The following is a 25698-nucleotide window of genomic DNA, read 5'->3' on the forward strand; positions in this document are numbered from 1 at the left end:
AGCGGAGGCGGCGACGACCGGACCGCGGCAGGGCCGAATCTGCAACTGAAGCGGCGCCCACTCTCTAATGCGTGATTTTGAGCCGTCACGATAAAGGAGACCGGCGATCAGAGGCGATCGACAAGTTCGCAGCGCTTGCCGAGGCGGATAGGGGGAGAGCCATGGCATCGAGAATGACCTCTTATGGCGGCGGCTGCCTATGCCAAGTATTTTATATGTTGGCAACCTTCTTTGTCATAAAGCAGATTAGCTTGGACCGGTCCCACGTCGGTCTCGATGGTCTATTGTCAAACATGGCAGGCGCGATTGTTTGCATTACCATTGGGGCTCTGCTGAACGAATTTGAGCGAAAGACGGGAGAACGGAGCCGAACTGAGCGTGCTAGGGAGCTATATGAAAGCTCCATTGAAGCAGCTAAGAAAGGCCAGAAAGTTGACGCACATCTTTATTTGAGGCCATTCGAACTCACTGACAAACTGCATATTGATCAGGCGAAGGTTCTAGCACCAATTTTTCCCTCCTTTTTCGAATCGAGCCAACGCGAATATGAGCAACTCCTTGCGGAATCGCTTGAGCAAATCGCTCCCCTCATTGCGCTTGGTAAACCTGGAGAACATGAAGGTGCTGGACGCATCATGTCGAGCGAATCAGAATGGCACGATGCAGTCGCGATACTCAGCCGCGCATGCCGCACAATTTTTGTCCTACCTAGCCATCATGCAGGAACGATATGGGAAATCACATTCCTCCGCGACTCCGGTTTATTGAGTAAGACAGTTTTTTTAATGCCTAGTTCTAGCTTTGCTAAGGCTTTCGACCTGAAAGGTCATTGGGAGCAAGCATCTATCGCAATTTCCTCGCGATGTGGTCTTAAGCTTCCTCCGTACGACCCGGCTGGCGTATGGTTTCGGCTGAGGGAGGATGGCAGCCTTGCGGCAAGAGTTAAAGATGATGTCATAGGCCTAGCGGCCACGAAGGAGGATCGTGAACCTGCAAAGCCCGACCAAGTAGGTAGGCAATTGGACACAGTTCTAGGCCGCACGTTCGACGAACCGCCCCCGCTCCCACCGCCCATAAAAGGGACTCCGAGGTTCAGTTTTTATTCACTGCTGGGTATGGTGTTTGTCCTTATATGTGCGCTCTCGCTGATGCCTCCGCCAATGGTCATATTGCTGGGAGGTTCGTTTGTAACCATACTTGGTATTTGGGCCGTCCGAAACTTGCGCTAAATCCGTTCAGCGTTTCAGCGGCAGGGATCCAACGATGCACAGACCGCGCCAATGGCGTCCTGGGCGACGGTTGCCTCCGTCGGCAGTCCGTCCTCGATCAACCGGGCCGGCGCCTCGGACTGCAGGACGCCATTTTCGCAGACTGGCAGGCGCATTTGGGGGCGTCGGGTGACGACAATGCGGAACTGCGCCGGCACGAACCTACTGACCTCCCCATCATCCACCTGCTACACTGCATGATCTTCGCCTGCCGACTAGAGGTGTCCCAGTGGCATTACTCGCGCGGCGCCAGTTCTACGGATAGATATCCGTCTGTTCCTGTCTGAACTTCGTATTTGTGTTTGGCCCTGAGGGCGGGCGCTAACCACGGCTTAACGCGGCTGGAGCTGTAGTTGCAGTGGATTGTGCAGTGGGGACTAGCCTTAATTATTCGGGCGAGCGCCACGGCGTCTGGATGGCCATGCACCGCTCCGTTCGTAGAGACGGCGAAATCATTGCATATGACTTGGTCAAACAGGTCGCTCGAGGTATTTCGACCGCTGGCGTGGTGAGACACCTTTAATAGATCAAGCTGTATCTTTTCTTTCCCCGATTGTATGCGCTTTAAACTTCTGAGGATCTGATCTTCATGCGCGTCTGCAGCCATCAAAATGCTTCTTCCACGCCACTTGAGCAGCACCGCTATGCTGGATCCATTAGCTGCGGCATCATCAGGATCGAACGGCATTGCAGAGAGCCTATCGATGTCTAACTTCCCGATTCGACGCTCAGTATAGCCGCCACGCTGCCGAAGATCGCCGCCTCCTGGGAGCAGTCCGGCTCTTCTGCATTCGAGTACCCATTGCCTTTCCAGTTTACGCAGCTTGCTGACATCAGGTGAAAGGACTTCTACCACCATCCCTCCCGGCAATTCGGCCGACTTCAATCGGCCACTGATCACCGGCCGTCCCCCAAAAGCCGCGTTGTGTGGGATGGACAGCTCCCGGATGAGATCTGACAGCCTTTCGCCCTGCGATGCTCCCCTCAGCCCTAAGGCCTCCTCCAACTGCCGATAGCCATTAAACCAGATTTCTTTAATCTGCGGACGCTCTGGGCTTTTAAGAAGCTCCAGTACGCCTTCGATGTGATCCCGGTCGACATGCGTTACGACCAGAAGATCGATCAATGCATTTCGCTCGCTTTGCAATCGGCGCAAGAGTGCGGACCAAGTGCCCCTTCTTCCGCCGTCGAACAGAATGCGAACTGTTCGATCGCCGTTCGGGTATGAAATCAGTATACAATCTCCCTCCCGCGCTGGTAGCATCTCGAACCGAAGGTTGCATTTTCGTTTCATCTTGCCCCCTTTAAATTACCTCTCCGCCGCTTGTGGAGTTTTGAATCGTGAGGATTTTATATCTCGCCTCCAATCCTACGGAGCAGGTCTCTCTTGCGCTCGAACGTGAGATGACCGAATTGCAGCGGCGACTGATGGCCGTCGATCGGCTCGGGACAATCGTGTTCAAGCCCCTGCCCCATCTGAAAATAGACGAATTGTCGACCGTGATCACCGAGTTTCGGCCCGATGTCGTGCATCTGTCGGTTCACGGACGTCGTGGTGGCGTTGTATTTGCCGACGGCGACGACGAAAAGTTCGTCGCAATTCCCCATTTCGTCGCCCATTTCAAGGCGGTGAGAGTGAAACCAAAGCTCGTTTACCTGAGCGCCTGCGATGGGGGCAAACTGGCGAAGGCTCTCTCCGAAGAGGTTCCGTTCGTGCTCGCAATGACCGACAAGGTCACCAACGAGGCAGCCATCAGATCGGCCGTCAAGTTCTACGAGTGGCTCGGGGGCGGAAGCACCATACAGGAAGCTTACGATATCTCCAGGCCGTTACTCGAGACGGTCGAGGAAGGGGCGGTTTCATCAAACCTTTATGCCGGCAAGGATTCCAGCGCCGATAGCAAACTGGTGGACGTCTTCCGGATGATGGCGTGCTTCACGAAGCTTGAGAATACCCGGAGGAAGAAGAAGCCTCCACTGCTTAAAGTTCGCGACCTTTGCGACCGATCTGGCAACTTCGAGATCGAGGCTGGCTTCGTTGGTTGTCCGAGGGACACCCAGCAGCTGATAATGTTCTCAACGGACGACACTTTCGTAGATCAGGAGGCGATCGACGCGGGCGACGACTGGATCGAGAGCCAGATGACCTGGCTTCTCAGGGAGCCTCCCGTTGGCGGAGAGATTTGGTTCGAACATCAGACGATCGAGTCGGAGGGAGATTGTCGAATGTACGGCATTGCTGTCACTTCCACCGAGGAATGCATTACCGTCTCATCAACATTGACTGAAGCGCTCCAACGTTACTATTTCGACGAGAAATACCATCCCCTCGGAGAAAAGCAGCAGGCAATCGTCATGGAATGTATCAAGTCGTTGGTCCTGAATCAGGGACCAAGGGCGCGCAGGGCTTTTCAGGCGGCCACGCAATCCGGAGCACCGCGCGCGAACAAAGGCACGAAAGAAAGCGCGAGGAAGACCGCAAAGAAAGGCGCGCGCAAAAGGATAAGGAAGAGCAACAAAAAGAGCGCGCGTAGGCGTTCGTGATCGGCAATGATAATGGTCGTTCAGATGAGCACGTCGGATCGCCCGAGCTCGAATTCGTACGACCGATACGCGCGCCCCAAGTTCGTCTTGTCTAAGCTCACTGGAAGACACTGCCTAGTAGGCAAGGGGTTCGGGGCTATGGCCGCCCCCGCAAGAGCCTCTAGACTTCAGTCCGGCTGGGTGGACTAAGCGACTAAACCACTTTGTCTTGTAAAGGAACTGTGGCGTGGCAATCGACATTACAAAGGCGCTATCTAAATCGGCTAACGCCTCAACGTTCGGTACGGCGTTTGTTGATGGCTACCTCTCGCCTGCATTTGGTGCGCGCTCAAAATCCGAAATTGATCTCCTTGTCTTTAGTTGTCTGATTGCGGCGGGTGCGATTGATCCGGCGTTGCCAACTTATGAGATTGCGCGGGCATTGAACATCACGCAGTCCCGAGTTCGCAGCCTGGTGTTGAACTGGCAATTGCGCAATACGGCGCGGGATAGCGACTTGCGTCCAGCTGTTGTTGCAGCATTACGCAAGACGCGCTTTAGCAGCGATGGTACATTATTGTCGTTTGGGTCGAGAGTCCGCTCCTGGAGGACATTGCTGCACGTTTGCGAAAAAAGGGGGTCTTCTCGGACGCGTCTTTTTCAAAAGAGATTGTGCGTATGCCGGTCGATGCCTTCGTCGAGTTTCTCGATGAAATCGTAGATGAGGAAACTAAAAACAATGTCCGGCAAACCTTAATCAAGGACAAGCAGCTTCCTGACAAGAGCTTTAAAGCTATAGCGACGGGCGTCCTTTCAAAGCTGGGCGAGAAGGTCGCCGGCGAAGCAGGCAAAGCGATAGCGGGCGAGCTTGTGGGAGAGGTAGCAAGGCTCGTCACGAAGAAGGTTGTCGCTTTCGTCACATCCTTGGTTGCCGGCGACGCAAAGGGAGCCGCAAAGAGCATTTCAAAGGACGATTTTGATAGATGTTTGACGATACGAGAAGCCAAGGGATTACCATCCGAAACGAATGCCAATCACACCGCACGGATCTGGATTAGGCCTGTTCGACTGAGTTTGTGGCATCGGGACGCATGCACCGTTTCTAGGACGCGCCGTTTTTGGACCAACAGATCATCGCTATACCACTGGAGCTAGGTTGGCCGCATTGCTCGCGCGCACATGAAGTGAAATTCAGTCTCCGCCCGATCGTCTACGACCTTGTATTGCTTTCCGGCAGCCTGGACCTGGCTCAGGGTGTCTTCCAAACCGGCGACACGATTACGATCCCGAATTGTGGTAGCTACCGCAAGCGCAATGCCGTCGAAATTTAGCACTTCCTCATGGAAATCCTTCGACGAACCGTGATGCGGCAGCGATAGAACGCATATCTGTTTGGAAAAGGGCTTGAAGAACGAGTGCCAAGGCTGACGCCTTGAGCTTTGTTTGAGTTTAGAGTCGCCGGTCTCTAACCAAGCTGCCGGCGACGGCCTCATAGTGTACCCGATCGGAGTGTCACCGGCAGGAACGAGCCAATCCGAACCAGATTGAGATCCAAACGATCTTGCGGGACCTGAATAGAGCGACATCGATATCGCGTTCTGGCCTACTTCGAAATGATCATTGTATACCGTGACGAGTCTTTTCCCATTTGAACCCGGCTTGTCGAGCAGGGCGCTCGCGAACGTCTCGTTGTCAAAGGAATTGAGACCCAATTCATTCATGATCGATTGACGAAAAGCCCTCCTCGTTTCGCTTTCAACAGGATGCACATAGGGTAGAAGAATCCAGTCTCCTAAACGCCAACGGTCACTCGCATCTTTTCGCCATTCAAGACGAAAATGCGGCCAACAACGACCCTCTTGATAGTTCGCGGTCCACATCGCGCGGCGGTGTAAGGCACGGGGACAAAGTCTTTTGGAGGCGCCTTCCGCGGCTTATTTACGATGAGGGTGAGCCGTGCCTGAAGTCCCTCCTCGGAGCCCGGAGAAATCGGAAGCGGTCCTTCCGGATCAATCGGCTTGTCTGGCACACCACCACCAGGTGGCTGGTCTTCTCCGTCTCCTCGTTCTACGAAGACGACGATATCTGCTCCATGCCGGACGCCACCATCCGCCCGGGTCACGAATATAGTCGCGGATGGACGCGGTGGCGCTCCCGCCATCTACTTCGCGCATCATTAGTTCGGACAAATCTTCGGGCTCCAAATAAGGAAGCACCACTATCTTGGCGGGTGTCGTGCCCATAAGCCGATCAATCTTGTTTACATGATCGGAATCGAGATGTGATATGAAAAGCAGATCGGTGCGACCTCCCGTCATTCGTTCATGATTTCGGAGAGACCGATCAAAGGACTGAGGACTCCGACCCACAATCGTACACGTAGAATTTTTCAAGGACCGTGGACGACTTGCCCGTGGCATCCTTGGTGTCAAGCAGCATCAATTCCGGTATGTGAAGCTCGTCCTTGCGGACCGTAATCTTACCCGCATGAAACCCTCCATGACCTACAGCATATTGCTTCCTGACAACCGAAGCTGTGAACATTTTTGCCTTCCCTACGGGTGGGGTGGACTAGACTGCGCCAAGTGCACCTTCCGGCCGGACACGATTTCAAGGGGATCAAGCTTGCTTCACTGCTCCAGTGCATCCGATTGGCGCCCCGGGTGCTGCGCATGGCAATGACGTGAACGGTGTGGTGGGCGAAGCCGTCCAGCCTATGGTCGCCCCATCTAAATGCGTTCCTGGATGTTGCGCTGTTGCAAGAACATCCCTCGTTGCCACGCTGGTGCCGGGAGTACTGCCAGCCCAAGTACCATGATCCCAAGACTGAGTTCGGTGTGCATTCATGGCGCCAACTGTCGGATGCTGCACCCCAGGCTTTCGCCCATGTTGGTTCCCAGGTCCAAATGAGTAGAGTAGACGCGCATATGCGATAGGTCTGCTAGGAGGGATGCTGCTGCTTCCCATGTCAGCACCGTGATGAGGCACAACGATTGCGCTTGGGTTCGAAGGGAGCGTCCCTATCTCGTGATAGCCTGCATCTCCGGTCAGCAACCACTGCTTGCCCGAACTTGCGTCCTCCACAATGGCGGCGATCCCCGACCCGTTTCGGAGAGCAGCGGGGCCCGTGCATCGCCGCAATTCGATAGACTGCCGACCACTTGCGAGCGAAATGCGAAGCGTCGTCGGGGCTGTACCCCAAATCAATAGAGTTGCCCCGGCCTTTAGGATACGATTGGCGAATGCAAGATGCTTCTTGGTAATAGATTGACGCGGGGCGATCCACGTCCTCGATCTCGCTTGCGGGTCCGTCAACTCTCCCGACCAATGATCCGAATCCCAGTGGCTTAGCACGATCGCGGCATCCACTCTCCAGCAGAATCGCAGCGGCTTCGGTCTGGTGGGCGCATTCCTGTAAACGCCCCCGCCCAGATCGAAATATAGATGAACATCCTCATTAGCATCGGCCAGACCTACCGCCGCACCCTGACCGACATCAAAGCCAATGAGATAGTCGAAAGAGGGGGCTGAGATCGCCCCCGAGATCTCCGACGAAGTGGCGTCCGGAAAAGAGTCCATCGAAAACGCTGCATCGAGTGCTGCCGCCTCAGGTATGAATCTCTGGACGTCCTTAAGTGATGCGGTTACCGCTGCAGCGAGCAACCCACCAAAGACATCGACTTCGAAGTGCCCGGAATCATCCAGTTCAATAGTCACCCACTCGTCCTCACCTATGGCAACGAGTGCGTCGAACCAGGCATCGCCAGGACTAGCCGTAATCTCCACTCGATAGATCGGAAGCTGATCGTATGGATCAGGCCCGACGATTGGATTATGTTTGAAGAGTCCTTGCCAGTACTTGGTATGGTCAATTTTCAGACGCGGCACGCTTCCAAGGTCGAATAGACCGCCATCGCCGAACCCTGACCAATCAGCATCGACCACGTCAAAGCAAAATACGGCAACCGATGCACCCTTGGGCGCAATCGGCTCGCTCTGGTCTAGCTTGCCATAGGAGCGTCTCGGAAAGCTTGGCCATCCCTCGCCAATTGGTGAGAAGATAGGATTCATTGCTATGTCCTGCCCGCCCCGATTACGGACACTTTCAGCCTTGCTCTCAGCCTCTCAGCCGTTGTGAACGTTCGCGCTCGACTTCGCGAAGGCGCGCCGACCCATTAGAGCGCGGAGATTAGTGGCGCACCGATCCTTCTCAAATCTTTCCCGGTCACAAACCCGACAACGACCACGTTTACTCTGCTTGGGGACGATCACTCAGGATCTGCCCGCCTACAATGTCATAGCGCCATCAAACACCTTTCGCGATTTACGTGCAACCTCCCTGCCGCACATTTCTCAGGCAAGAACCTTTCCGCGTGTGCGTTGCCGGTAGCCATCCTAGGGATGGGACCGGTTGAAAAATCTTGCTCGAATTTTACCAACATGACGACTATACTACCCGAGATTGTGCGCTTCTTGACTAGAGTCTCGATCAGGCAGAGGAGGAGCGGCGCACCTTCGCGAGGGAGCGAACATGGGGGCCAAGAAGACTAAGGCACCTGCTGAAGCTAAGGCAAACGGCTCGGCGGGGAAATCCGATCGGAAACTGACGCGCGCCACCTTGATTGAGCTGTATGCGGCCCGACGTTACCTGGGACTCGCTGCCCTAAAGGAGACCGGGCTGCGTTTGCCAATCGAGGTCTACTTCAAGGATCCGGCTGTAGCCAACGCATCTGAGGGCGCGGGCTTCGACACCGAGTTCACTGCGCCCTGGGAGCCCGGTCTTCGCGACGGTCCGACCAGCGCGCGCTTTGCCGTCGTGGACTATGACGCCACAAGCAACACGCTCACTCCCCCCGCGGTCTGGGACCGCAAGTGTAACTGCTATCGCGCGCCCGACGGTTCCCTCCTTAACAGCAAGACGAAGGATCGCTTCCAGTATCACCAGCTCAGTGTCTGGGCCAACCTGCAAAATACTCTTGAGTTTTTTGAGAGCGGCTTTGCACTCGGGCGCAGGATCAGCTGGGCATTTGAAGGTAATCGGCTGATAGTCGTGCCTCACGCCGGATATGGCGAAAACGCTTACTACGACCGGACCAGCAAGTCGCTGCAATTCTATTGGTTCGGCGATGACAAAAGCCGAGTCTACACTTGCTTGTCGAGCGACATCGTCAACCACGAATTTGGTCATGCACTGCTCGACGGTCTGCGGCCACACTTCTACGAATCGGTCGACGCGCAGACTGCCGCATTTCACGAATTTTTCGGCGACCTCACCGCCATTGTGATGGCATTCAGAAACAATGCTTTCCGCAAGGTCGTGCTCGAGGAAAGTAGCGGCGATCTCAACACCGCCCAATTGCTTGCAGGACTTGCTCGACAGTTCGGCGAGGCAACATCTAACTCGCCCTATTTGCGCAGCGCGCTCAACGATCAGACGATGGATAAACTCAAAGGCAAGCTCGAACCGCACGCGCTGTCAGAGGTCATGACCGCCACGATGTTCGACATTCTCAAGGGCGTTTTCGCCCAGCATCGTGAGCGCGAGTTAGAGCGTCACAAGGAGGGCCGAAGCAGTAGACCGAGCGATGTGAGGGCGCTGGCCGACACGGTCCCACGGATGCAGATGCTCGCTTTTCAACCACTTGACTTCTTACCCCCTTGCGCTGTGACCTTTCGTGACTATGCGTTGGCAGTACTGCGCTCCGAGCAGGTTGCGAATCCGACAGATCCTTCCGGTTATCGTGCGCTCATGCTCGATTGCTTCATCAGGCGCGGCATTCTCACCGAAGGCGACAGGACGGAGTTGCTTGAACCGGCGCCAGTGTTTCAACGGCCGCCCCTGGACGTATTTCATCCAATCGACACTATGGCCGCTTCGCGAGGTGGCGCCTATCGCTTCCTCGATGACAACCGTGCCAAACTATTTATTCCGCCCAACGCAGATCTGGTCGTCACCGAAATCATTCGCGCCAGCAAGTTAGCGCGAGATGGTCGATCGTTACCCGAGCAGATCATCGTGCAATATATCTGGCGCGAGGATCTTATTCTCGCAGGTAAGAAATTCGGCCGCTTCGACAACGAGCGGACGGCGATGCTTTGCGGCGCAACCATGGTACTCGACCAGAATGGCAATCTGATCCACTGGGCGCGCAAGCCGGGCAGCGTTAGCGTCGGCACCAATGCCGCAGCCACTGCAGAGCAAGTCAAGGGCGCGGCTCGACGTGCTGAGCTTCTGGAGACCATTGCAGCGCGGGTCGCGGCAGGAGCTATCGGCGAGACGATCGGCAGTGCGTTTGGCCTGGTTGAGCGAGCTACGCCGCCGTTTGGTTTTCAGAAGATCGACGGAGCAATCCGCTTTCAGTTGGCACCTCATTTTTCACTTCGTGGCGACGTCGAACTCGACGAAACAGGGGATCGGCAATGGCAGATAAGCTTCTGATCCGGATGTTCGATGTCGGCCTGGGCGATTGCATTTATTGTCGAATTCCCAAGGCTCATGAAGAGGGTCGTGACTTCCACATCCTCATCGATTGCGGAACGCTGAGCAGCACGGATTATCTCTCGGCGGCGGTCGAAAACCTCAAGACTTTATTGCCGTTGATCAAAGGCAAGCGCCGCATCGATCTCTTAGTCGTCACCCACGAACACAAGGATCATATGACCGGCTTCGGGATGGACCTCTGGGATGATTTCTCGTTTGGGGCTATTTGGATGAACGCCGCGATGGATCCCAGTCATCCTGAGGCGAAAAAGGCCAAGAAGCTACATAGTTTCGCCGCCGGCGCAATGGCCCAAGCGCTGCGACTCAACCTAGCACTTGGACCGGAATTGAAGGAGCTTGCGAATGTGATGGCTCTCAACGCGGACGCCATGCAAACGCTTCGCGTGAAGTTGCCGAAGGCCAGCGGTATTAAGCCCACCTATGTTCATGCGGATTCGAACAAGTCCGATCTTTCCTTGCCGCTTAAGAGCGCAACCATTAGCGTGCTCGGACCGGAGCGCGACATCGACTTTTACTATCTTGGGGATGAGGGAGACCCTTCGCTCCGTCATGCTCTGGCGTTCATCGACTCGGGGCTACCACCGGTGGAGGCGGCAGTTCCGGAAGTGCCCGTATCAGCTCCTGACAATCTTGATCCTGCCGACTTCCGCCAGTTGCGCTCGCGCATGCTATCGACGGCACTCGCCTTTGCAGACCTCGACGGGAAAGTCTGTAACAACACGAGCGTTGTGCTTTTGCTTGAATGGAAGGGCAAGCGACTTCTTTTTGGCGGCGATGCCGAGTGGGACGGAGCGTACAAGAAGGGGACCAAGGCAAATTGTTCATGGAACGTGATGTGGAACTTGCGGAAAAACAAGCTCAAGGGGGCGCTTAATTTCTACAAGGTCGGACATCACGGGAGTGTCAATGCGACGCCCTGGGGACAGACCGACGCCGCCAGCAAGGGGGAGCCGCTGGCCATCCTCAATGCAATCCTTCCTGAGGCGTCAAAAGCGAGCGCTAACGCAATCGTTTCAACTCATAGGGCCAACTATCCAACGATTCCCCGCACGGACCTTCTCGCCGAAATTGGCAAACGAGTATCGAATACCAGAAATTACGCCGCTCTTTTCAAAAAGGCCAAGATGACGACCTCGGAAGTACCGCGTTTCGCCGAATACGAGAAGGAGTCATTCGCTGCGCCCCAGCCGGTTCGCACGGACCTTGAGCGGATGCTCGGCTCGCAAGGCTTCATCGACCTGGAGGTCGAATAGATCGCGACGAGATCGAAGAGGTCGAAAGGAACGTCACTACCACCAGAGCAAACCTTTGCGTCCCGCTGATCACGTCGACAAACGACGCAAGATTGGAGCATCAAATGTCATTGGACGAATTCATTGACGAGCGACCTGCTCAGCCTGAAGACGGAATCGGCCTTGCGCTTTCGGGGGGAGGGTATCGCGCTATGGTCTTCCACGCTGGTGGACTGATCCGCCTCAATGAGGTTGGACTTCTGCGCAAGGTCAAGCGGATCTCCAGCGTCTCGGGCGGATCGATCACGGCCGGCGTACTCGGAACGAGTTGGAAGGATTTGCAATTTGCCGATGACGTCGCCGTAAACTTCGAACTCGTCGTCGAACGGGTCAGGCAACTCGCGGACACCACAGTTGATTCGGGCGCAATCATCGGCGGCATCTTGCTCCCTGGCTCGATCAGCGACAGGGTTGCCAAGGCGTACGACAAGGTACTCTTCAAGGGCGCGAGGCTGAATGATCTGCCAGACGATTCTCAGCCAGGGAACCCCCGTTTTGTCATCAACGCCACAAACATTCAAACGGCTGCGCTTTGGCGTTTCTCGCGTAACTACATGGGCGACTACCGCGTCGGTTTGATCGAACGGCCTGATGTCCCTCTTGCCATCGCAGTCGCGGCATCTTCTGCATTTCCGCCGGTGCTTTCGCCCTCCGAACTCGACATCGAGCAGCCAGTTGTCAACACGCCGGGAGCGGATCTGCACAAGGAGCCTTACATAGAAAAGGCAATCCTGAGCGACGGTGGCGTGTACGACAATTTAGGGCTTGAGACGATAACGAAGCGCTACGTCACACTTCTGGTCAGCGACGCCGGCCAGAAGATTGCCCCAGATCCAGATCCTCATCGCGACTGGGCGAGACATTCGCTGCGAGTCCTGGACACCGTGGACAATCAAGTCAGGAGTTTGCGCAAGCGTCATTTAATAGATTCCTTTGAGCGCAAGGACCACAATGGTACTTATTGGGGTATCCGCACATCTTTCGCAGACTATAAGTTGGCCGACGATCCTCTGAAGTGCTTGACGAGAAATCCGGTCCCGCTCGCCGAAATTCAGACCCGGCTCGAGGCTATGCCTCGCAACGTCCAAGATCGTCTCATGAACTGGGGATACGCCATTTGCGACGCCGCACTGCGTGCTCACATTGACGACGCCCTGCAGGCCAAATTGGGCGTCAAAATCGGCCTGCCGACGAAATTTCCCTTTGATGGAGGCTATTGAGCAGCGCGCGCGACCGGCGCTCCGTCACTGTGCACAACACGCCTGGTACGGATGGTGCGTTCGACTGGGAAGCTTGGTGAATTCCTACTCTTTGAGAACGGCGACTGGCGGCACTGTCTTCGGCAAATCACCTTCTTGCGTAGCCGCCTGCACTGTCTGGAGCACGAGATCCAAGGTCTGGAGCGACCGCTCCTCAGTCGGAGATCCGAAATTGGGTCGGGGAATGTACCAACTTGTTCCGTTGTGTCGAATGATGACGGCAGCACCAGCCAACGGTTCACCGTGGATTACAACAAAAAGAGGCACATCGACGAAGGCCCGAGTCGGACCAATAGAACGTCCATACAGAACCAGCGGTGTAAAGGGCTCCTCGATATAGTTTTGAGCCGCAATCAACTCGCCCAAGTAGCCAATCATTTCAAGAGGCGACCGCTCCTTCGCAAGAAGACACTGCGGACCGGGTCTTTCGCTGCAAACTGGATAGTTGGTAAGCCTGACCTCCTCGAGGAAAATTCTGAATCGAGTGTAGTGACAATAGTTGACCGCCGTATTGTAGTATATTCCGTGATCATCGTTAAACTCACCAATGCGAGCGCTTAAGTCGACAAAATGTGAGTTACAGCGTGATGTGAATTCTGCAATTTGCTCGTTCATCCTTTCGCAGCGTGACGCTGCGCCGGTAGTTGTTGGCGCGAGGCATTGGGATCTGCGTCTCGCATCAACAGCTCTGAGGATCTGCTCTGTTGGCTTAAACTCTTGGAAATAGACGAGGTCCAATAGCTGGCGGGGCCATCCCGTGCTTTCGCGAAAGGCTGCCGTTATTTCTTTCCTAACGGGAGCTCTCATGGCCAACATGAACTTCTGAGCATTCAGATTTCCGAGAGAAAACTGACTGTAACCAGCGCCGGCGCTAGCCGAGGGATTGAGAGAATACGTTTGCAATCCAGCGAGAGAGGTGAAGTTCAACGTGCTAGCAAGACTCCCCGATACTGGTGGGCTGGCAGCAAGTTGACCGACGGAGGTGAAGGACTTTGGATAGTGCTGGCTTGCTCTCACGGCATTCAAAAGGAGGAGCTGATTGGCCGTGTCAGCAATTGCGTTGTCATAGGTCAAAACGTTGTAGCCCATCTGTACTTCGGCGCAGCCACCTAAAAAGCAAGAAGCAAGTGCGATATACAGAGATTGAACTACGATTCCACTCACATTCCGGAGCAAGCTGAGCATTGCAAGCCTTCAGCGTTCGATTCAGGATGAACACGTTAAGACAAAAGGCGCCGATGAAGAGCCTCAAGCCAAAACGATGATTGGCTGCTCGGCTAAACGCGATGTGGCGGAATGGGCGGCCGAAGGCCGTCCAATCGCCAACGCAATTTGGCGACGAATAGGAATTTTAGTGCGGGTCCATGCGCGCTCTGAGGATTCAATAATCCCCATCGGCACACGCTCCCCAAAACAAGCTGTTGCCATGCCGAGCCCCCTTGGTGAATTATAATCTCGCATGAGTTCGAGGCGCAACTGGTGGTTTTTAGTCCGAATGCACCGACTTCGGGTTGAATGGCTGACAGCATCATGTCTGGGCGTCCGCGACTGGCATCAATCGATCATCGGCAAAGTTGGCCTCGCGAGCCGCACCTGGACGGAAGGTTGGTTTGACGGCTTCGTAAGGTCGCTTGATTCGTGATCAAAGCGGCCGCAAAGTAGCTGACAGTCCACCGCCCTGTTGCTTCAGTCGTCCTGCGACGAGCAGACGGAGAGCCGAAGGCCCAGCGCCTCCAAGGGAGTTTCGCTTTCACTTGAACTCTTTGTGCAGATTAACGATAAGCTCGCGATTTCCAGGAGCGTGAATGATGCCCGGCAAATCCGACCGGAGGGTGGGCGAGCTGTTCCATCACGTGCGCCACGCAGTGAATATCCTGGAGGACCTCCTAACCCGCCCGGCCGCTACGACAGAAACGCCGCCGAGGGCTGAACCGAAGCGACCCCAAAGGGAGCTTCCCGCACCGGCAATTCCGGACAAGCTTGCGTATTCTATCAAGGAGGTCATCAAACTGGCCGAGGTGAGCCGGACTATGTTGTACCGGGAGATCAGCGTGGGCAGGCTCCGTGCCGTGAAACGAGGCAATCGGACTCTTATCCTGTCGGCTGATCTGCGAGACTGGATCGCCAGGTGGCCGACATCTCGATAGGAGAATTCGGCTCCGGGACGACATTCGCCAGCGCCGCAATCGACGACGGCCTATCGCACCTCACGCTCGGACCGAAAACCGGTCGAACGCCGTAAGGATTTGCAAGCGGGGCTCCACTTCTCGAAGGTAAATCTCGGACTTGAGAAACGCGATTTCATCGTCCAGCTTGCTTTCGTCGACGTCGACGTACCATGACCTCGATCTGCCATCGCTGCCGTCGCTCCAACGATAGCCGCGCGGTTTGAGCGTGTCTTTGAGCTCGAACGGCGACTGCTCGGCCCACACTCGCATCGTCTTCTTGCGAGCCTGCTCAAGCAGGATGCCAAGCGCCGGCGCGCCGGCTGTCGGCAGTTCCAACGCAAGGATCTCGAGGAGAGCGTGGCAATCGTCAACCGCCCTGTGAGCCTGGTGAAAGAAACCGGCATCGTTCAGCAGGTACCCGAGCCGCGAGCCCTCGAAACCGTGCTTTCGCCATTCGATCTCAGTCGCCGAACACCCCCAAGCTTTGCGCTGAAATACCGGCCAGTAGCGTTCGGCAAATTTGCGGTCGAATCCGGCATTGTGGGCGATGACGATCACGGCATCGTCCGCAAAGTCTGATACCATCGTCTCGTCTATCCGATGGCCTGCGACCATCTCGTTCGTGATCCCGGTGAGTGCGATTACATCGGACGGTATTGGCTCGGAAGGTTCATTGAAGGACGAGAAGACATCCCGGAGCCCCGCGATACGACCATCGGGTAGGTAGTCGAACTTGACCATTCCGAGCTCGATGATCTCGTCCTTCTGCTGATCTAGGCCGGTCGTCTCCACGTCGAGCAGGATGGCTGTCTTGCTGCTTTGACCTGTGATCCGAGTGGAAGTCTCGCGGTGAACCAAGCGCCGAAGGACGCGGTAGTCAGCGGACTTGGCCAACCTTTCGGCCATCGCGGCCAAAGTTAAATCAGCTTCGAGCATTCGATTCTTACCGCTCCTCGGATACCTGCGCTGCAGGTTTGGCGTCCGCCGTGAACCTACTCCGGATCAAAGCCCGAAATCCAGCTGCGGCTCCGCACCATTCCCGACCTGCAAGGACGACAATGACACCCCCAAAAGCCGAACTGGCTTCGGAAAAGGCATCTTGTCCTGCAGCAGGCCGACGGCCAATTCGGCGAGGCCATCGCGGTTGGCCACAGCCGAAGAGACGGATCGGCTGCGCGTGATGATCTCGAAGTCGGCAAACTTCACTTTGAGCGTCACCGTTCGCCCACGCGTGCCGGCCAATTCGCAATGTCGCCAGACCTTGTCGATCAGCGGTTCAAGCTCGGAGATCATGGCCTCGATTTCGGTAAGGTCGGTCGAGAAGGTATTCTCCGCGCCGACGGATTTCCGGGGCCGGTTGGATCGAACAGGCCGTTCGTCGACGCCGCGCGAAATCCAATAATAGTAGACGCCCGACTTGCCGAAGTTCGCGTTCATGAACTGCAGCGTCTGGTTGCGCATGTCGAGACCGGTGAATATGCCCAAGGCGTTCATCTTGGCGCTCGTTGCGGGGCCTATCCCGTGGAATTTGCCTACAGGAAGCGTCTCCACGAAGGCCGGCCCCATCTCAGGCGAGATGACGAACTGCCCATTGGGCTTGCGATGATCGGAGGCGAGCTTCGCCAGAAATTTGTTGTAGGAGATGCCGGCCGAAGCGTTGAGGCCAGTTTCCGCCTTGATCTTCTCGCGGATGCGCAACGCGATGTCCCTGGCGAGCGGGATGCCTTGAAGGTTTTCGGTCACGTCGAGATAGGCCTCGTCGAGCGACAGAGGCTCGATAATCATTGTGTGCTCGGCGAAGATCTCGCGGATTTGGCGGCTGATCACCTTGTAGACCTCGAAGCGCGGCTTGACGAAGATCAGGTCGGGACACTGTCGCTTCGCGGTCACCGACGGCATTGCAGAGCGAACACCGAATTTTCGGGCTTCGTAGCTCGCGGCCGCCACGACCCCCCGCTCCGCCGAGCCGCCCACCGCGACCGGCTTTCCGCGCAAGTCGAGATTATCGCGCTGTTCCACCGACGCATAGAACGCATCCATGTCGATATGGATGATCTTGCGGTGGGGCGCGTTGGAGTCGCCTTGCACTGAATCGGTCCGGACCATCCCTAGATCATAGACGTTCGCCGTCCAGCTGTCGCAGCTTAGACCTGGTCTTTGGGCGAACACTCAGGGCAGGTATCGCCGACGGAACCCAAGATCTCTGTGATTGCACCTGTCGCTTCGTCGGGAGAAACGCCTGCCGGTCGATCCCGACGAGCGATATCATAGGCGCGATCGCGCGCGTGCGGGTCGGCGCGATCCTGCATCCAACCGTGCTCCTCGCATTCGCGGATAGCGCCGGCTTCCTGCAGCACGGAGGTTGCCCAGCCGCGCAGCGTCCAGATTGCCAATCTTCTCTGTTTCGTCATCAGCATCGAGATCGCTCCCGCCGGACGAATCCTCGCGCCGCCCGCGTCGTTCCCGGCGGTTAGCACAGGGCAGGGATTCGAAATCGCTGGAGCTGCCGCTTGTCCACGTGTTCCGGCGCCAGGTGCACAGCCGCGAACTCCAATTGGAAGCAGCTTGCTGCAAAATGCCTTACTCACGCTGCCATCGCCGGGTCTTCCTTCTCGCCCGTGGCGACGATCCGCAGCGAGCCGTCCGGGAGGGGCCGCTGCAGCGACTGCGCCTCGTCCCAAGGGGCGCGGAGCCAGACCTCGAATTCCTCCGCAGTCGCGAGGATCACCGGCATCGCCTTGGGATGGACGCGCTTGACCTCCGCGTTCGGCTCGCAGGTGAGGAATCCGAAGAGATCGGCGGTGATCTCGCCTTCCTTCGCCTTGCGCACACTGGTCCAATTGGTCCACAGCCCGGCAAATGCGATCAGAGGCCGCGTCTCGTCCAGAGCGAACCAGACTGGCACTTTCTTGCCGTCGATCGTGTCGTACTCGGAAAACGACGTGAATGGAACCAGGCAGCGATGCTCCGGACCTAGCCACCGCTTCCAATGAGTGCTGCTGACGTTCCTGATGTTCGTCGTGCCGCCGTCCGGCTCCATCCGGAGCAACTCCTTGAAGTCGACGGTCTGGCCCTTGGCCTGCAGCTTCTCCGCGCGCTTCTTCGTCGCGTCCATCAGGGCCCGCTGCGAGCTCGGCATGCCCCAGCGTGCCATGACGATCTCGCCTCCCTCGGCACCGTTGCGCACGATCGGTGCAGGGTAGTCGGGAAAAATGCCTGGCATCGATGGCAGGTTGCCGACATTGCTGTTCAGCGCGCCGAACAGGCGACGGATCGCGTCGACGTTTTTTGTCATCGAGTAGAGATTGCACACGATCAAGTCTCCGGAACGGCCAGGCGGGGGCGCGACATCAGTTGCAGCAGCGTGGCCGAGGGCCGAGGCCCGGCCTTAGCACATTTGCTGCAGCGGAGCCGGCCGGCCAAGTCGTGGACAAACGTGGTCGGCGGATGCCGCAGCGCCGCCAAATCGACGTCCCGTCGGGTCTTGCATCGCGAACATTCGATCTCAAGCGAGGCGAAGCCGCCGTTGATCGCTTGGTCGACAGTCGGCGATGGATCAATGGGGCCGCCATTCGCCCACATGCGCTCGTTCCAGGATTCGCAGAGCAACTTGTCGGCCTGACGAATGAGAGCTTCGCCTTTGGCCCGGGCTTCGGCAGCCTGTCCCGCGAGGATCGTCGTCATCGCGCGTGCCCGGCCGAGCTCCTTGGTGAGCGCCTTGCGGTCTCCTCCGGAGAGGGGTGTCGGGTGATGCTTCGGTGCCATTGCAGCATCCAGTTCCGGTCGCCGGCGACTACTCGAACACAGGCCAGCAGCCGTCTTCCTCATAGCGCCCGGTCCGCTGGGTGCAGGTATTGTCCAACAGCCGCTGGCCCACATCCTTCCAGAGCGCGTCCGGACCATAGAGGCGAGCGGCATCTAGCTTCTGGATCTCAACCACTCTGGCGCAGCGGCGGCAGCCCACCCTCAGAACATGTCGAGGAATTTGGCTCAGCCGTAGCGTGCCGCCGGAGAGGCTTGCCGGCCTGGCTTCGGCGCGGGGGTCGTCCAGAAGCGCCTGCCAGTACTCCGACGGCAGATCATCATCCGGAGCCAATCCGGGCTTCGGGTGCACGATTCTGCGGACGCCAGGGGCCATCTTTTCCATTTGCTTGGGGGTCGGCATGCGCCAGCTCGCGGGTCGATCGGTCATGTCTAATTAGAACATAACAAGAACATTGGAGTCGAGTCCCGGTCAGAAAAAATGGTCTTGCATCCTGGTCGGGCTGTCGGAACCATGCCCTGCCGTTCGTCTTGAATCCGGCCGCCCTCGTTTCGGAGTACCGCGTTTCATGGCCCCCCGTGCCAACTGGAAAGGCTTTCTGCGTCTGTCCCTGGTGACCTGTCCGGTCGCGCTCTATCCCGCGACTTCTGAGAGCGAGAAAATCTCTTTCAACCAGCTCAACCGCCAGACCGGACACCGCATCAAGTACCTGAAAGTGGACGCCGAGACGGGCGAGGAGGTGTCCAACGAGGACATCATCAAGGGGTACGAACTCGACAAGGGCCACTACATCGAGGTCACCAAAGATGAGCTCGACGAAATCGCTCTTGAGTCCACGCGCACCATCGAGATTGACGAATTCGTCGACAAGGACGACATCGACCCCCGCTACCTGATCCGCCCATACTACCTGCGCCCGGACGGAAAGGTGGGCCACGATGCCTTCGCCGTGATCCGCGAGACCATCCGCGAGATGGACAAGGTCGCGATCGGCCGCGTGGTGCTGACCAACCGCGAGCACATCATCGCGCTCGAACCGCTCGACAAGGGTCTCGTCGGCACGCTGCTCCGCTACCCCTACGAAGTGCGCGGCGAACAGGAGTATTTCGACGAGATCCAGGACGTCAAAGTGACGAAGGACATGCTCGATCTCGCCAGGCACATCGTGAACCAGAAAGCGGGGGGCTTCGAGCCCGACAAGTTCGAGGACCACTACGAGACAGCGCTCATTGACCTGATCAACACGAAGCGCGCTGGCAAGCCGATCACTCCGAAGGAGCGGCCCGCGGTGACCAACGTGGTCGACCTGATGGAGGCGCTGCGGCGGAGCGTCGGGCGGGAGGCCGCGCCAGCGAAGGCCGCAAAGCCCGCCAAGAAACCGCGCAAGGCGTCGAGCGGACAGAAAGAGATGCTGATGCCGATTGAAGGCAAGAAGCCGAAGGAGACGGCGGCGAAGAAGGCAGCCGCCAAGCCGCAGCGGAAGTCAGCCTGAGGTCGGAACAAGAGGACCGCATGGACGTGAGAGAAGCTTCCGCGATGACCGAAGCCTCTGGCCTGGTCGACGATCGGGACGCTATGGGCGCACCGCACCCGAGCGGCCAGACGGAGTCGGCCGGGACCCGAAGGTCGCTGCGCCAGTCTTCGAACGAGGCGGCGCTGCGCTGGGCCGAGCGGCTGCGCAAGGTGACGCTGCAAGCCCCGTTGTCCTCGCTCTTTGTCGCGTTCCTACTCGGCATCTGGGTCGCGCAGCGGCGCTAGGGCGAAGCCGCGGGGCTGTCGACATCGATGAAGGCGGAGCTCGAGGTCGCGGGGGTGTGCATGTTCTGCTGGCTTGATCCCTTCTTGAACCTCGACCGCCATTCAGCCTGCAGGGACCGTTTTCACGCGCGATCTTCGTGCCCGTGATGCGGTTTGCGGATAATCTCGAGGTCGGAGCGCACTGGATCAATGAGGCCACGCGGTTCAGGCTGGACGGTTACCCGTTCGGCAGCGGCATTGGGCGAGAAGGCGTCCGATATGCGGTCGAGGAATTTTCTCAGCTGAAATTCGTCGGATTGACGGCTTAGCAGTTACAATGCCGGGATCACGGGAGTGTGGCATCATTTCTAGCGGCGTGGCCACGGCTTCTCGTCACCGATTTGCACGAAGATGCTGCCGGATTCGTTCAGAAGCTCCTTCGCCAGGAGGAGTCGATACCGTAGATATGTATCGCCCTCCCCGAAAAGATCCGCTCCATTCTTGAGTTCTGGGCTTCGATCGTTCCCGCGCGGAAATCGGCATCGGAGATTGCGCTCCCACTGACGTCCAAGATCGGGAGACCGGCTTCCAGGTGCATTGGACCGCTCATCCTGGCAATGCCGGACCGCGATATATCGCTGGCCTTGAGCAGGCCAAGGCCCGAAAAGGAGAGAATTGGTCGGTCGAAGCCGATCGATTCCAGAGCCAACGAGTTCTGCCGTGCGACGTTAAGGTTTATCGGCGCGGTGACTTGTTCGAAAAGCGGAGACAACTCGCTGAGGCCTGAGCCGCTTATTGCGCAATGTGCGCCGGGGCGGCTGGTACGCCACTGTCAACGCCAATGCGTACACGGCATGAGCTTAATTCGCCGATGACCGCCGCGAGTCGCATACAACTATATCGAACCGCTAAGTCAAATAGCGGAGAGTCATATGTCGAGTGAACATGGGGGAGGAGCTATGTCCGTCAACGACTTCGCCAAATGGGCGGGGATCGGGCGAACGACAGCCTGGAAGGAAATTCGAGAAGGGCGCTTGCGTGCGGTGAAGGTCTCCACCCGGACCGTAGTTGCAGTCGAAGACGCGCGCCAATGGCTCGCAACAAGACCAGCTCTTTCGCCGTTCTCAAGAACAACGCCGGGGCCTAGCATGAAGAAGTGCCGACACCCTCTTTTTTATGACAATGACTCCATTGAATTGAGAGCAAATATCCTCCGACTAGTTAAGCTCAGATATTTCGTAAAGCGTTGTAGTCCGCATCACCTGAGGATTGAGCGCGTTAACTTCTGGCCGACCACCGGTACAATACACGTTGACGGCGAGGCCCCGCGTCATGATCGAGGGTGGGACGCCCTCATTGCGCTACTTACTGCTGTTTGTCCCAAACCCGCATACCAAAGAAGTAAACCGCATCGCGTTTTGGCGAGGCCCGACCTTGAGAGTCGTTCTCCGATCGATCTGGTCGACAACGACGTTTTAAGGGTTGATCTGAGCGGATCAGTGACGACGCCGACTGAAGAGGATCCGACGGAGATCGCTATTGTTCTGAGCGAAGACTGATACGAGCTGGCTCTCTCAGTATTCGGCCGCTCCCGACAACTCTATCAATCACCCTGCGCGCTTGCTGAAAGATGATGGCCGGCGCAATCTTAATAGCCAGCCCCTTACGGGCACCGGTCCTCGACGCTAGCCAGGCGATATCGGGAGCAACCGGTCAATGCCGGATGGCACCGGCACAAGCGCAACTCTGTTGCAGCAGGAGTGGGCTCCGGGCTGCCCCGACCCACAGATGACGATCTCGCAGATTGATTGTGCGAAGTTGTCCATCCGCGTCAGAATGAAGCAGCGCATAAAGGCCGACCGCCTGACCCCGGCCTCCCCATAAAGGGTTGCGTTCAATCAAACAGCTTACCGACGGCGTGGCTCCGAGGTTCGGATTCATCAGGTAAGAAGGCTTCGCCCCTGCAGGCGAAGCCTTGCCCTTCGGTCAAGGACAGCCCCTCAAGCGTTCACCAAGGTTCGATTGACTGCCCCTGCACCCTCTACCCCTAGACCTCTCTATGGAGAGAGGTCTCCCTGCCGCAGCTTTGAATATCGGGCAAACACAAATCCCGCCCAGTGCGAAAACGTCAGAACGAATTCCACACCTCTCGCGCGAAATACACCTGGATTGTCAGTATCTTAGCCTGCCGTAAGAACAGGCGTTTTCCAGTTTTGAGGGCGGGAATTTCCAGTTTTAGCGGGTCGGGGCACTGCTGGCGCCGCCCTTCTGGCGAGTTCCTTCTTTACTCTTGGACCGCCCCGCTGGGCGAGACAAGGCAGCGTCTCCCACCAGCCCTGCCACGCGGTCCGCGGCCAGCAGTATGGCGCACGTTCGGACAGATTGTGGATGCGCGCTTCCCTGATCCATTGCAGCACCTGTCGCTGCTTATTTTCATCTGCGCGCAGTACCCCCCAATCTACGCCTAGTTTGGTGAAGTAGCCCGGAAGGTCTGGATCGTCTTCGCTAATGAGGAGTTGTCGGTTGAGCCAATCGGGTGTCCCCATACGCACAGGAAATTCATGCATCTCCCACCCGAGGTGAGGCGAATCGAGATGCAGATATGGCCACGCCCGATCTTCAAACGCTGAGAGCGCCCGTAGTCCCTGACGAGCAACTGCGGATCGAGCATTGAACCAGATCGTCTTCGAGCCACCAATTCTCTGACGAAACGGGATAACACCAGCTGGGCGCCTGTAATTCGGCCGCTGCCCGATGAGATCGAATAGTGGGGTTAGTGCGCCCGTTTGAAGGTCACGATCCATAATGGCGGGATCCAAACCTTTCGTCATGTACTGAACGCGATCCCACTGCCAGCTCGCCTTCGTCCCAACGGTCTTCGGGTCCTTCAGCCGGAGGTCAACTCCCGCCGGCGTCATCTTTGGACAGTGACGCTTGAAGAATGAGTGCTGATCGTCCTTCGCCCACTGCGTGAATGCGCGCCTTAGACCCTCCGGGATGTGCACCAGTAGATGTGTATGCAATCCATTCTCTGCACTGCATTCGTGAACATAGGCTGCATGCCACTGGTGCCCCCATCGCTCTATCTGATCGCCGGCTTCGTCCAGAAAATCGGTAAGCAGCTTTGTCATCAGACGATCGTCATCAATTCCGAGAGGCTTGTAGGCAATCGTGATAAAGCCGTTCATGAACAGTCCGTATTCCTGAGTGAGGAACGAGACAGCATCGTACAGCTCTTGAACATCGGCTCTTGTGAGATACGCCGCGGCCCTCGCCTTGGCGGCCGCCGCAGCTTGCTGCTCTAGCAGCATCTCATTGGCCAGCTCCTCATTCTGAAGCGCTCCACGCAGATATGTCTCGAAGTCCGCGCCCGTAATGGCGCCATTTAACGCGCCTTGCGGACCGCTGCAGTTCGGTTCGCTGAAGCCAAAACGTCCCGCTTCATCAAACTCAAGCATGCAAAATTCACGACGAAACCGCTCACGCTCATCTGCATCCTCGATGCTCGCCAAGAATTCGTCGGCAGTAACTTCTCTGTCGAAATTGGACATCTTACGCCCCCAATTTAGAGGTATCAGCCGCACCAACCTTTCGCACGGTCATCGCGCTTAACGTGACCGGCCAGTTGATGACACGTCTCGTTTTCGTGCTTCCCCAGTGCCTTTTAAGAGCGGCCCGAAAATTCCACAGGATGATTCGTTGCAGCGAACCAGATGTCTCCAGCCGTCGCACGACGGGCCATGCAGCCATGTAGTCCACCAATTCCGATAAATTCCAAACGGACCGCATGATCATCCGCTTGCGATAATGAGGAAGTCGATCGTTAGCGTCCGACAGTGGATAACCGGTGGTTCGAAAATCATCCCGGAAGAACTGTTCGTCGAAAGTGAGAAAACGGTTCAAAAAGCGAGTCATGTGGGATTGCAACAACCCATTGATGTGGCTTACAAACATCTCGTCCTTTGCCGGACGCGACTTGGCAATCACACTCATATTGGCGTAGCTGACGAGAAGAATTGTCCCGCCTGAACATGCGATGCGGCAGGCTTCGGCCAAAGTGCGTCGAAGATCCGCAAATTGACCTTGCTCGATAACCACAAAAGAACAGGTCGATGAAGGCAAACCGGTGCGGTCGAGCGACCCTGTACGATAGGTCAGGCCACTTCGGAGAACGTACGGAACTGTCCCAAAAGGCCGGGTCGGTTTGCTATCGAGATACTTCTGAACGGCGCTTCCGGACCCAAGCGGCTTCTCTTTTGCCAGTTGGATGAAGTTCACATCCGGACTTACAACTGTTGCCCTGCCCAGATATTCGGCAAGCTGGACGGCGAACGCACCGCCTCCATTCGATAAAATCGCCGTTCTTCCAGAGCACCCCTGGGCTGCAAGCGCACTGGAGATATAACTAAGTAACTCGTGCGAACCGAGCGGTCCGGCAAGGTTCGCATGCGATGACGGCTGAGGGAGGCTCGTTTCGGAACCGGCCGGGCCAGCCTCCAAAATTGTGCCGCCATCGATCGCTGAAGGAGCCGCTTCCCAAACCTCTCGCGCTTGGACGGCCTCAATAGGACGCGGGCGGCGCTCGAGATCGTAGTTTTCGGGTGGATGGCCGTGATTGGATGAAGGTGACATGACTGTTCTCCTGGTTTAGGCAGAGGAACAGCACGTCAGACAAACCGACGGGTGGATGAGACGGACGGTACCGATCTCTGCACCTATTATTCAATTTAGGGGGGTCAAAAATTGCGGGCTAAACGCAAAAAAACCGGGACTGCGACATTCGGTCGCAACCTGGGCCCACGACGGATGGCCATCTCGCGCCTTGTCCGCTTCGGCCCCAAGCCAAGCTGTCGACCGACCAGGCCGTCAAACTGCTGCCCGGCTCCCACGCGGCCATGAATTCCTCGTAGCCAGAACTGAATTGCCACTCAGCAAGGAGTGGCAAAGATGCGCGACGTCTATAACCGGGTCACCAAGCAGATCATCTCATCGCTTGAGACAGGCACCCGCCCATGGATCAGACCTTGGAAGGTTGATAACAGCTCTGGCTCAATCCAGCGCCCGCTGCGCTCGAACGGCATCGCCTACCGTGGCATAAATGTCTTGCTCTTGTGGTCTGAGGCCTTCGTCAAAGGCTACAGCAATCCGACCTGGATCACCTTCAAGCAGGCTCTGGATCTAGGTGG

At 57.0% G+C, this 25698-nt stretch carries 24 protein-coding genes; 12 read left to right on the plus strand and 12 right to left on the minus strand.

What is annotated here, in order from left to right:
• Window positions 1-173 precede the first annotated feature (173 nt).
• Entirely contained in the window at window positions 174-1229 is a 1056-nt protein-coding gene (locus F758_RS0133905; protein WP_157450276.1) for a hypothetical protein, read from the plus strand.
• Window positions 1230-1503: 274 nt separating this feature from the next.
• Here F758_RS0133905 and F758_RS0133915 read toward each other — a convergent pair whose 3' ends face one another.
• Entirely contained in the window at window positions 1504-2394 is an 891-nt protein-coding gene (locus F758_RS0133915) for a ComEC/Rec2 family competence protein (RefSeq protein ID WP_051387122.1), read from the minus strand.
• Between the two features lie 215 nt (window positions 2395-2609).
• On the opposite strand from F758_RS0133915, the gene F758_RS0133920 reads away from it, so the two are divergent.
• From F758_RS0133920 to F758_RS0133925, 3 genes are all read left to right on the plus strand, one after another.
• Window positions 2610-3812, plus strand: a complete 1203-nt coding sequence (locus F758_RS0133920) for a CHAT domain-containing protein (protein WP_024512042.1) — start codon at window positions 2610-2612, stop codon at window positions 3810-3812.
• 226 nt (window positions 3813-4038) lie between these two features.
• Entirely contained in the window at window positions 4039-4512 is a 474-nt protein-coding gene (locus F758_RS50075; RefSeq protein ID WP_157450277.1) for a hypothetical protein, read from the plus strand.
• Entirely contained in the window at window positions 4470-4946 is a 477-nt protein-coding gene (locus F758_RS0133925) for a hypothetical protein (RefSeq protein WP_157450278.1), read from the plus strand. Before F758_RS50075 ends, F758_RS0133925 begins: the two co-directional genes overlap by 43 nt.
• Here F758_RS0133925 and F758_RS0133930 read toward each other — a convergent pair.
• Both F758_RS0133930 and F758_RS50080 read right to left on the minus strand, forming a co-directional pair.
• Entirely contained in the window at window positions 4943-5512 is a 570-nt protein-coding gene (locus F758_RS0133930; RefSeq protein WP_024512044.1) for a hypothetical protein, read from the minus strand. The genes F758_RS0133925 and F758_RS0133930 overlap by 4 nt on opposite strands.
• 898 nt (window positions 5513-6410) lie before the next feature.
• Window positions 6411-7862 carry a ComEC/Rec2 family competence protein gene (locus F758_RS50080; RefSeq protein WP_157450279.1) on the minus strand — a complete coding sequence of 484 codons (1452 nt, stop codon included), beginning with the start codon at window positions 7860-7862 and terminating at the stop codon, window positions 6411-6413.
• Window positions 7863-8322: 460 nt separating this feature from the next.
• On the opposite strand from F758_RS50080, the gene F758_RS0133950 reads away from it, so the two are divergent.
• The 3 genes from F758_RS0133950 to F758_RS0133960 all read left to right on the plus strand — a co-directional run bounded on the left by F758_RS0133950 (window position 8323) and on the right by F758_RS0133960 (window position 12805).
• Window positions 8323-10230 carry a gluzincin family metallopeptidase gene (locus F758_RS0133950; protein WP_024512047.1) on the plus strand — a complete coding sequence of 636 codons (1908 nt, stop codon included), beginning with the start codon at window positions 8323-8325 and terminating at the stop codon, window positions 10228-10230.
• Window positions 10212-11546, plus strand: coding sequence for a ComEC/Rec2 family competence protein (locus F758_RS45185; protein ID WP_035724074.1), 1335 nt, complete (start codon window positions 10212-10214; stop codon window positions 11544-11546). The genes F758_RS0133950 and F758_RS45185 overlap by 19 nt, the downstream gene beginning before the upstream one ends.
• Before the next feature lie 104 nt (window positions 11547-11650).
• Entirely contained in the window at window positions 11651-12805 is a 1155-nt protein-coding gene (locus F758_RS0133960) for a patatin-like phospholipase family protein (RefSeq protein ID WP_024512048.1), read from the plus strand.
• An 84-nt stretch (window positions 12806-12889) separates the two neighbouring features.
• On the opposite strand, the gene F758_RS0133965 is transcribed toward F758_RS0133960, so the two are convergent.
• Window positions 12890-14029, minus strand: a complete 1140-nt coding sequence (locus tag F758_RS0133965) for a hypothetical protein (RefSeq protein ID WP_024512049.1) — start codon at window positions 14027-14029, stop codon at window positions 12890-12892.
• Window positions 14030-14652: 623 nt separating this feature from the next.
• On the opposite strand from F758_RS0133965, the gene F758_RS53500 reads away from it, so the two are divergent.
• On the plus strand, window positions 14653-14991 hold the full coding sequence (locus F758_RS53500; protein ID WP_157450284.1) for a helix-turn-helix domain-containing protein: 339 nt from the start codon (window positions 14653-14655) through the stop codon (window positions 14989-14991).
• A 60-nt stretch (window positions 14992-15051) separates the two neighbouring features.
• Here F758_RS53500 and F758_RS0133980 read toward each other — a convergent pair whose 3' ends face one another.
• From F758_RS0133980 to F758_RS0134005, 6 genes are all read right to left on the minus strand, one after another.
• Window positions 15052-15948 (minus strand): 3'-5' exonuclease, encoded by an 897-nt coding sequence (locus F758_RS0133980; RefSeq protein ID WP_024512051.1) that lies wholly within the window; start codon window positions 15946-15948, stop codon window positions 15052-15054.
• A 66-nt stretch (window positions 15949-16014) separates the two neighbouring features.
• On the minus strand, window positions 16015-17118 hold the full coding sequence (gene dinB / locus F758_RS0133985) for a DNA polymerase IV (protein ID WP_024512052.1): 1104 nt from the start codon (window positions 17116-17118) through the stop codon (window positions 16015-16017).
• Between the two features lie 38 nt (window positions 17119-17156).
• Window positions 17157-17429 (minus strand): hypothetical protein, encoded by a 273-nt coding sequence (locus F758_RS0133990; RefSeq protein ID WP_024512053.1) that lies wholly within the window; start codon window positions 17427-17429, stop codon window positions 17157-17159.
• Between the two features lie 167 nt (window positions 17430-17596).
• On the minus strand, window positions 17597-18325 hold the full coding sequence (locus tag F758_RS0133995; RefSeq protein ID WP_024512054.1) for an SOS response-associated peptidase: 729 nt from the start codon (window positions 18323-18325) through the stop codon (window positions 17597-17599).
• Window positions 18326-18327: 2 nt separating this feature from the next.
• Window positions 18328-18777 (minus strand): hypothetical protein, encoded by a 450-nt coding sequence (locus tag F758_RS0134000; protein ID WP_024512055.1) that lies wholly within the window; start codon window positions 18775-18777, stop codon window positions 18328-18330.
• Window positions 18778-18805: 28 nt separating this feature from the next.
• Entirely contained in the window at window positions 18806-19204 is a 399-nt protein-coding gene (locus F758_RS0134005; protein WP_084305864.1) for a hypothetical protein, read from the minus strand.
• Window positions 19205-19343: 139 nt separating this feature from the next.
• Here F758_RS0134005 and ku point away from each other — a divergent pair, with 139 nt between their 5' ends.
• The 3 genes from ku (at window position 19344) to F758_RS53505 (ending at window position 20841) form a co-directional block, all read left to right on the plus strand.
• A complete protein-coding gene (gene ku, locus F758_RS0134010; protein WP_024512057.1) occupies window positions 19344-20267 on the plus strand; it encodes a non-homologous end joining protein Ku in 924 nt (307 codons plus the stop codon).
• Between the two features lie 20 nt (window positions 20268-20287).
• The gene (locus F758_RS0134015) at window positions 20288-20533 is read left to right on the plus strand and encodes a hypothetical protein (RefSeq protein WP_024512058.1); all 246 of its coding nucleotides are present in this window, start codon (window positions 20288-20290) and stop codon (window positions 20531-20533) included.
• Between the two features lie 146 nt (window positions 20534-20679).
• A complete protein-coding gene (locus F758_RS53505) occupies window positions 20680-20841 on the plus strand; it encodes an aldehyde dehydrogenase family protein (protein WP_502689199.1) in 162 nt (53 codons plus the stop codon).
• Window positions 20842-22692: 1851 nt separating this feature from the next.
• Here F758_RS53505 and F758_RS0134035 read toward each other — a convergent pair.
• Window positions 22693-24063 (minus strand): hypothetical protein, encoded by a 1371-nt coding sequence (locus F758_RS0134035; protein ID WP_024512060.1) that lies wholly within the window; start codon window positions 24061-24063, stop codon window positions 22693-22695.
• Window position 24064: 1 nt separating this feature from the next.
• Window positions 24065-25144, minus strand: coding sequence for a class I SAM-dependent methyltransferase (locus F758_RS50090; protein WP_157450281.1), 1080 nt, complete (start codon window positions 25142-25144; stop codon window positions 24065-24067).
• 315 nt (window positions 25145-25459) lie between these two features.
• Between F758_RS50090 and F758_RS0134045 the strand changes: the two genes are divergently transcribed.
• A partial coding sequence (locus F758_RS0134045) for an ArdC-like ssDNA-binding domain-containing protein (protein WP_157450282.1) occupies window positions 25460-25698 on the plus strand: 239 nt, incomplete at its 3' end.

Source organism: Bradyrhizobium sp. ARR65 (assembly GCF_000472385.1).
Lineage (GTDB): Bacteria > Pseudomonadota > Alphaproteobacteria > Rhizobiales > Xanthobacteraceae > Bradyrhizobium.

Coding starts and splice junctions, on each gene's coding strand:
- F758_RS0133990 (WP_024512053.1), bottom strand. CDS start 17,429: ATGCTGATGACGAAACAGAGAAGATTGGCAATCTGGACGCTGCGCGGC.
- F758_RS0133965 (WP_024512049.1), bottom strand. CDS start 14,029: ATGCTCAGCTTGCTCCGGAATGTGAGTGGAATCGTAGTTCAATCTCTG.
- F758_RS53500 (WP_157450284.1), top strand. CDS start 14,653: ATGCCCGGCAAATCCGACCGGAGGGTGGGCGAGCTGTTCCATCACGTG.
- F758_RS0133980 (WP_024512051.1), bottom strand. CDS start 15,948: ATGCTCGAAGCTGATTTAACTTTGGCCGCGATGGCCGAAAGGTTGGCC.
- F758_RS0133925 (WP_157450278.1), top strand. CDS start 4,470: ATGCCGGTCGATGCCTTCGTCGAGTTTCTCGATGAAATCGTAGATGAG.
- ku (WP_024512057.1), top strand. CDS start 19,344: ATGGCCCCCCGTGCCAACTGGAAAGGCTTTCTGCGTCTGTCCCTGGTG.
- F758_RS0134000 (WP_024512055.1), bottom strand. CDS start 18,777: ATGGCACCGAAGCATCACCCGACACCCCTCTCCGGAGGAGACCGCAAG.
- F758_RS0133950 (WP_024512047.1), top strand. CDS start 8,323: ATGGGGGCCAAGAAGACTAAGGCACCTGCTGAAGCTAAGGCAAACGGC.
- F758_RS0134015 (WP_024512058.1), top strand. CDS start 20,288: ATGGACGTGAGAGAAGCTTCCGCGATGACCGAAGCCTCTGGCCTGGTC.
- F758_RS0133930 (WP_024512044.1), bottom strand. CDS start 5,512: ATGAATGAATTGGGTCTCAATTCCTTTGACAACGAGACGTTCGCGAGC.
- F758_RS45185 (WP_035724074.1), top strand. CDS start 10,212: ATGGCAGATAAGCTTCTGATCCGGATGTTCGATGTCGGCCTGGGCGAT.
- F758_RS0133960 (WP_024512048.1), top strand. CDS start 11,651: ATGTCATTGGACGAATTCATTGACGAGCGACCTGCTCAGCCTGAAGAC.
- F758_RS50090 (WP_157450281.1), bottom strand. CDS start 25,144: ATGTCACCTTCATCCAATCACGGCCATCCACCCGAAAACTACGATCTC.
- F758_RS0134005 (WP_084305864.1), bottom strand. CDS start 19,204: ATGACCGATCGACCCGCGAGCTGGCGCATGCCGACCCCCAAGCAAATG.
- F758_RS0134035 (WP_024512060.1), bottom strand. CDS start 24,063: ATGTCCAATTTCGACAGAGAAGTTACTGCCGACGAATTCTTGGCGAGC.
- F758_RS53505 (WP_502689199.1), top strand. CDS start 20,680: ATGCGGTTTGCGGATAATCTCGAGGTCGGAGCGCACTGGATCAATGAG.
- F758_RS0133905 (WP_157450276.1), top strand. CDS start 174: ATGACCTCTTATGGCGGCGGCTGCCTATGCCAAGTATTTTATATGTTG.
- F758_RS50080 (WP_157450279.1), bottom strand. CDS start 7,862: ATGAATCCTATCTTCTCACCAATTGGCGAGGGATGGCCAAGCTTTCCG.
- dinB (WP_024512052.1), bottom strand. CDS start 17,118: ATGGTCCGGACCGATTCAGTGCAAGGCGACTCCAACGCGCCCCACCGC.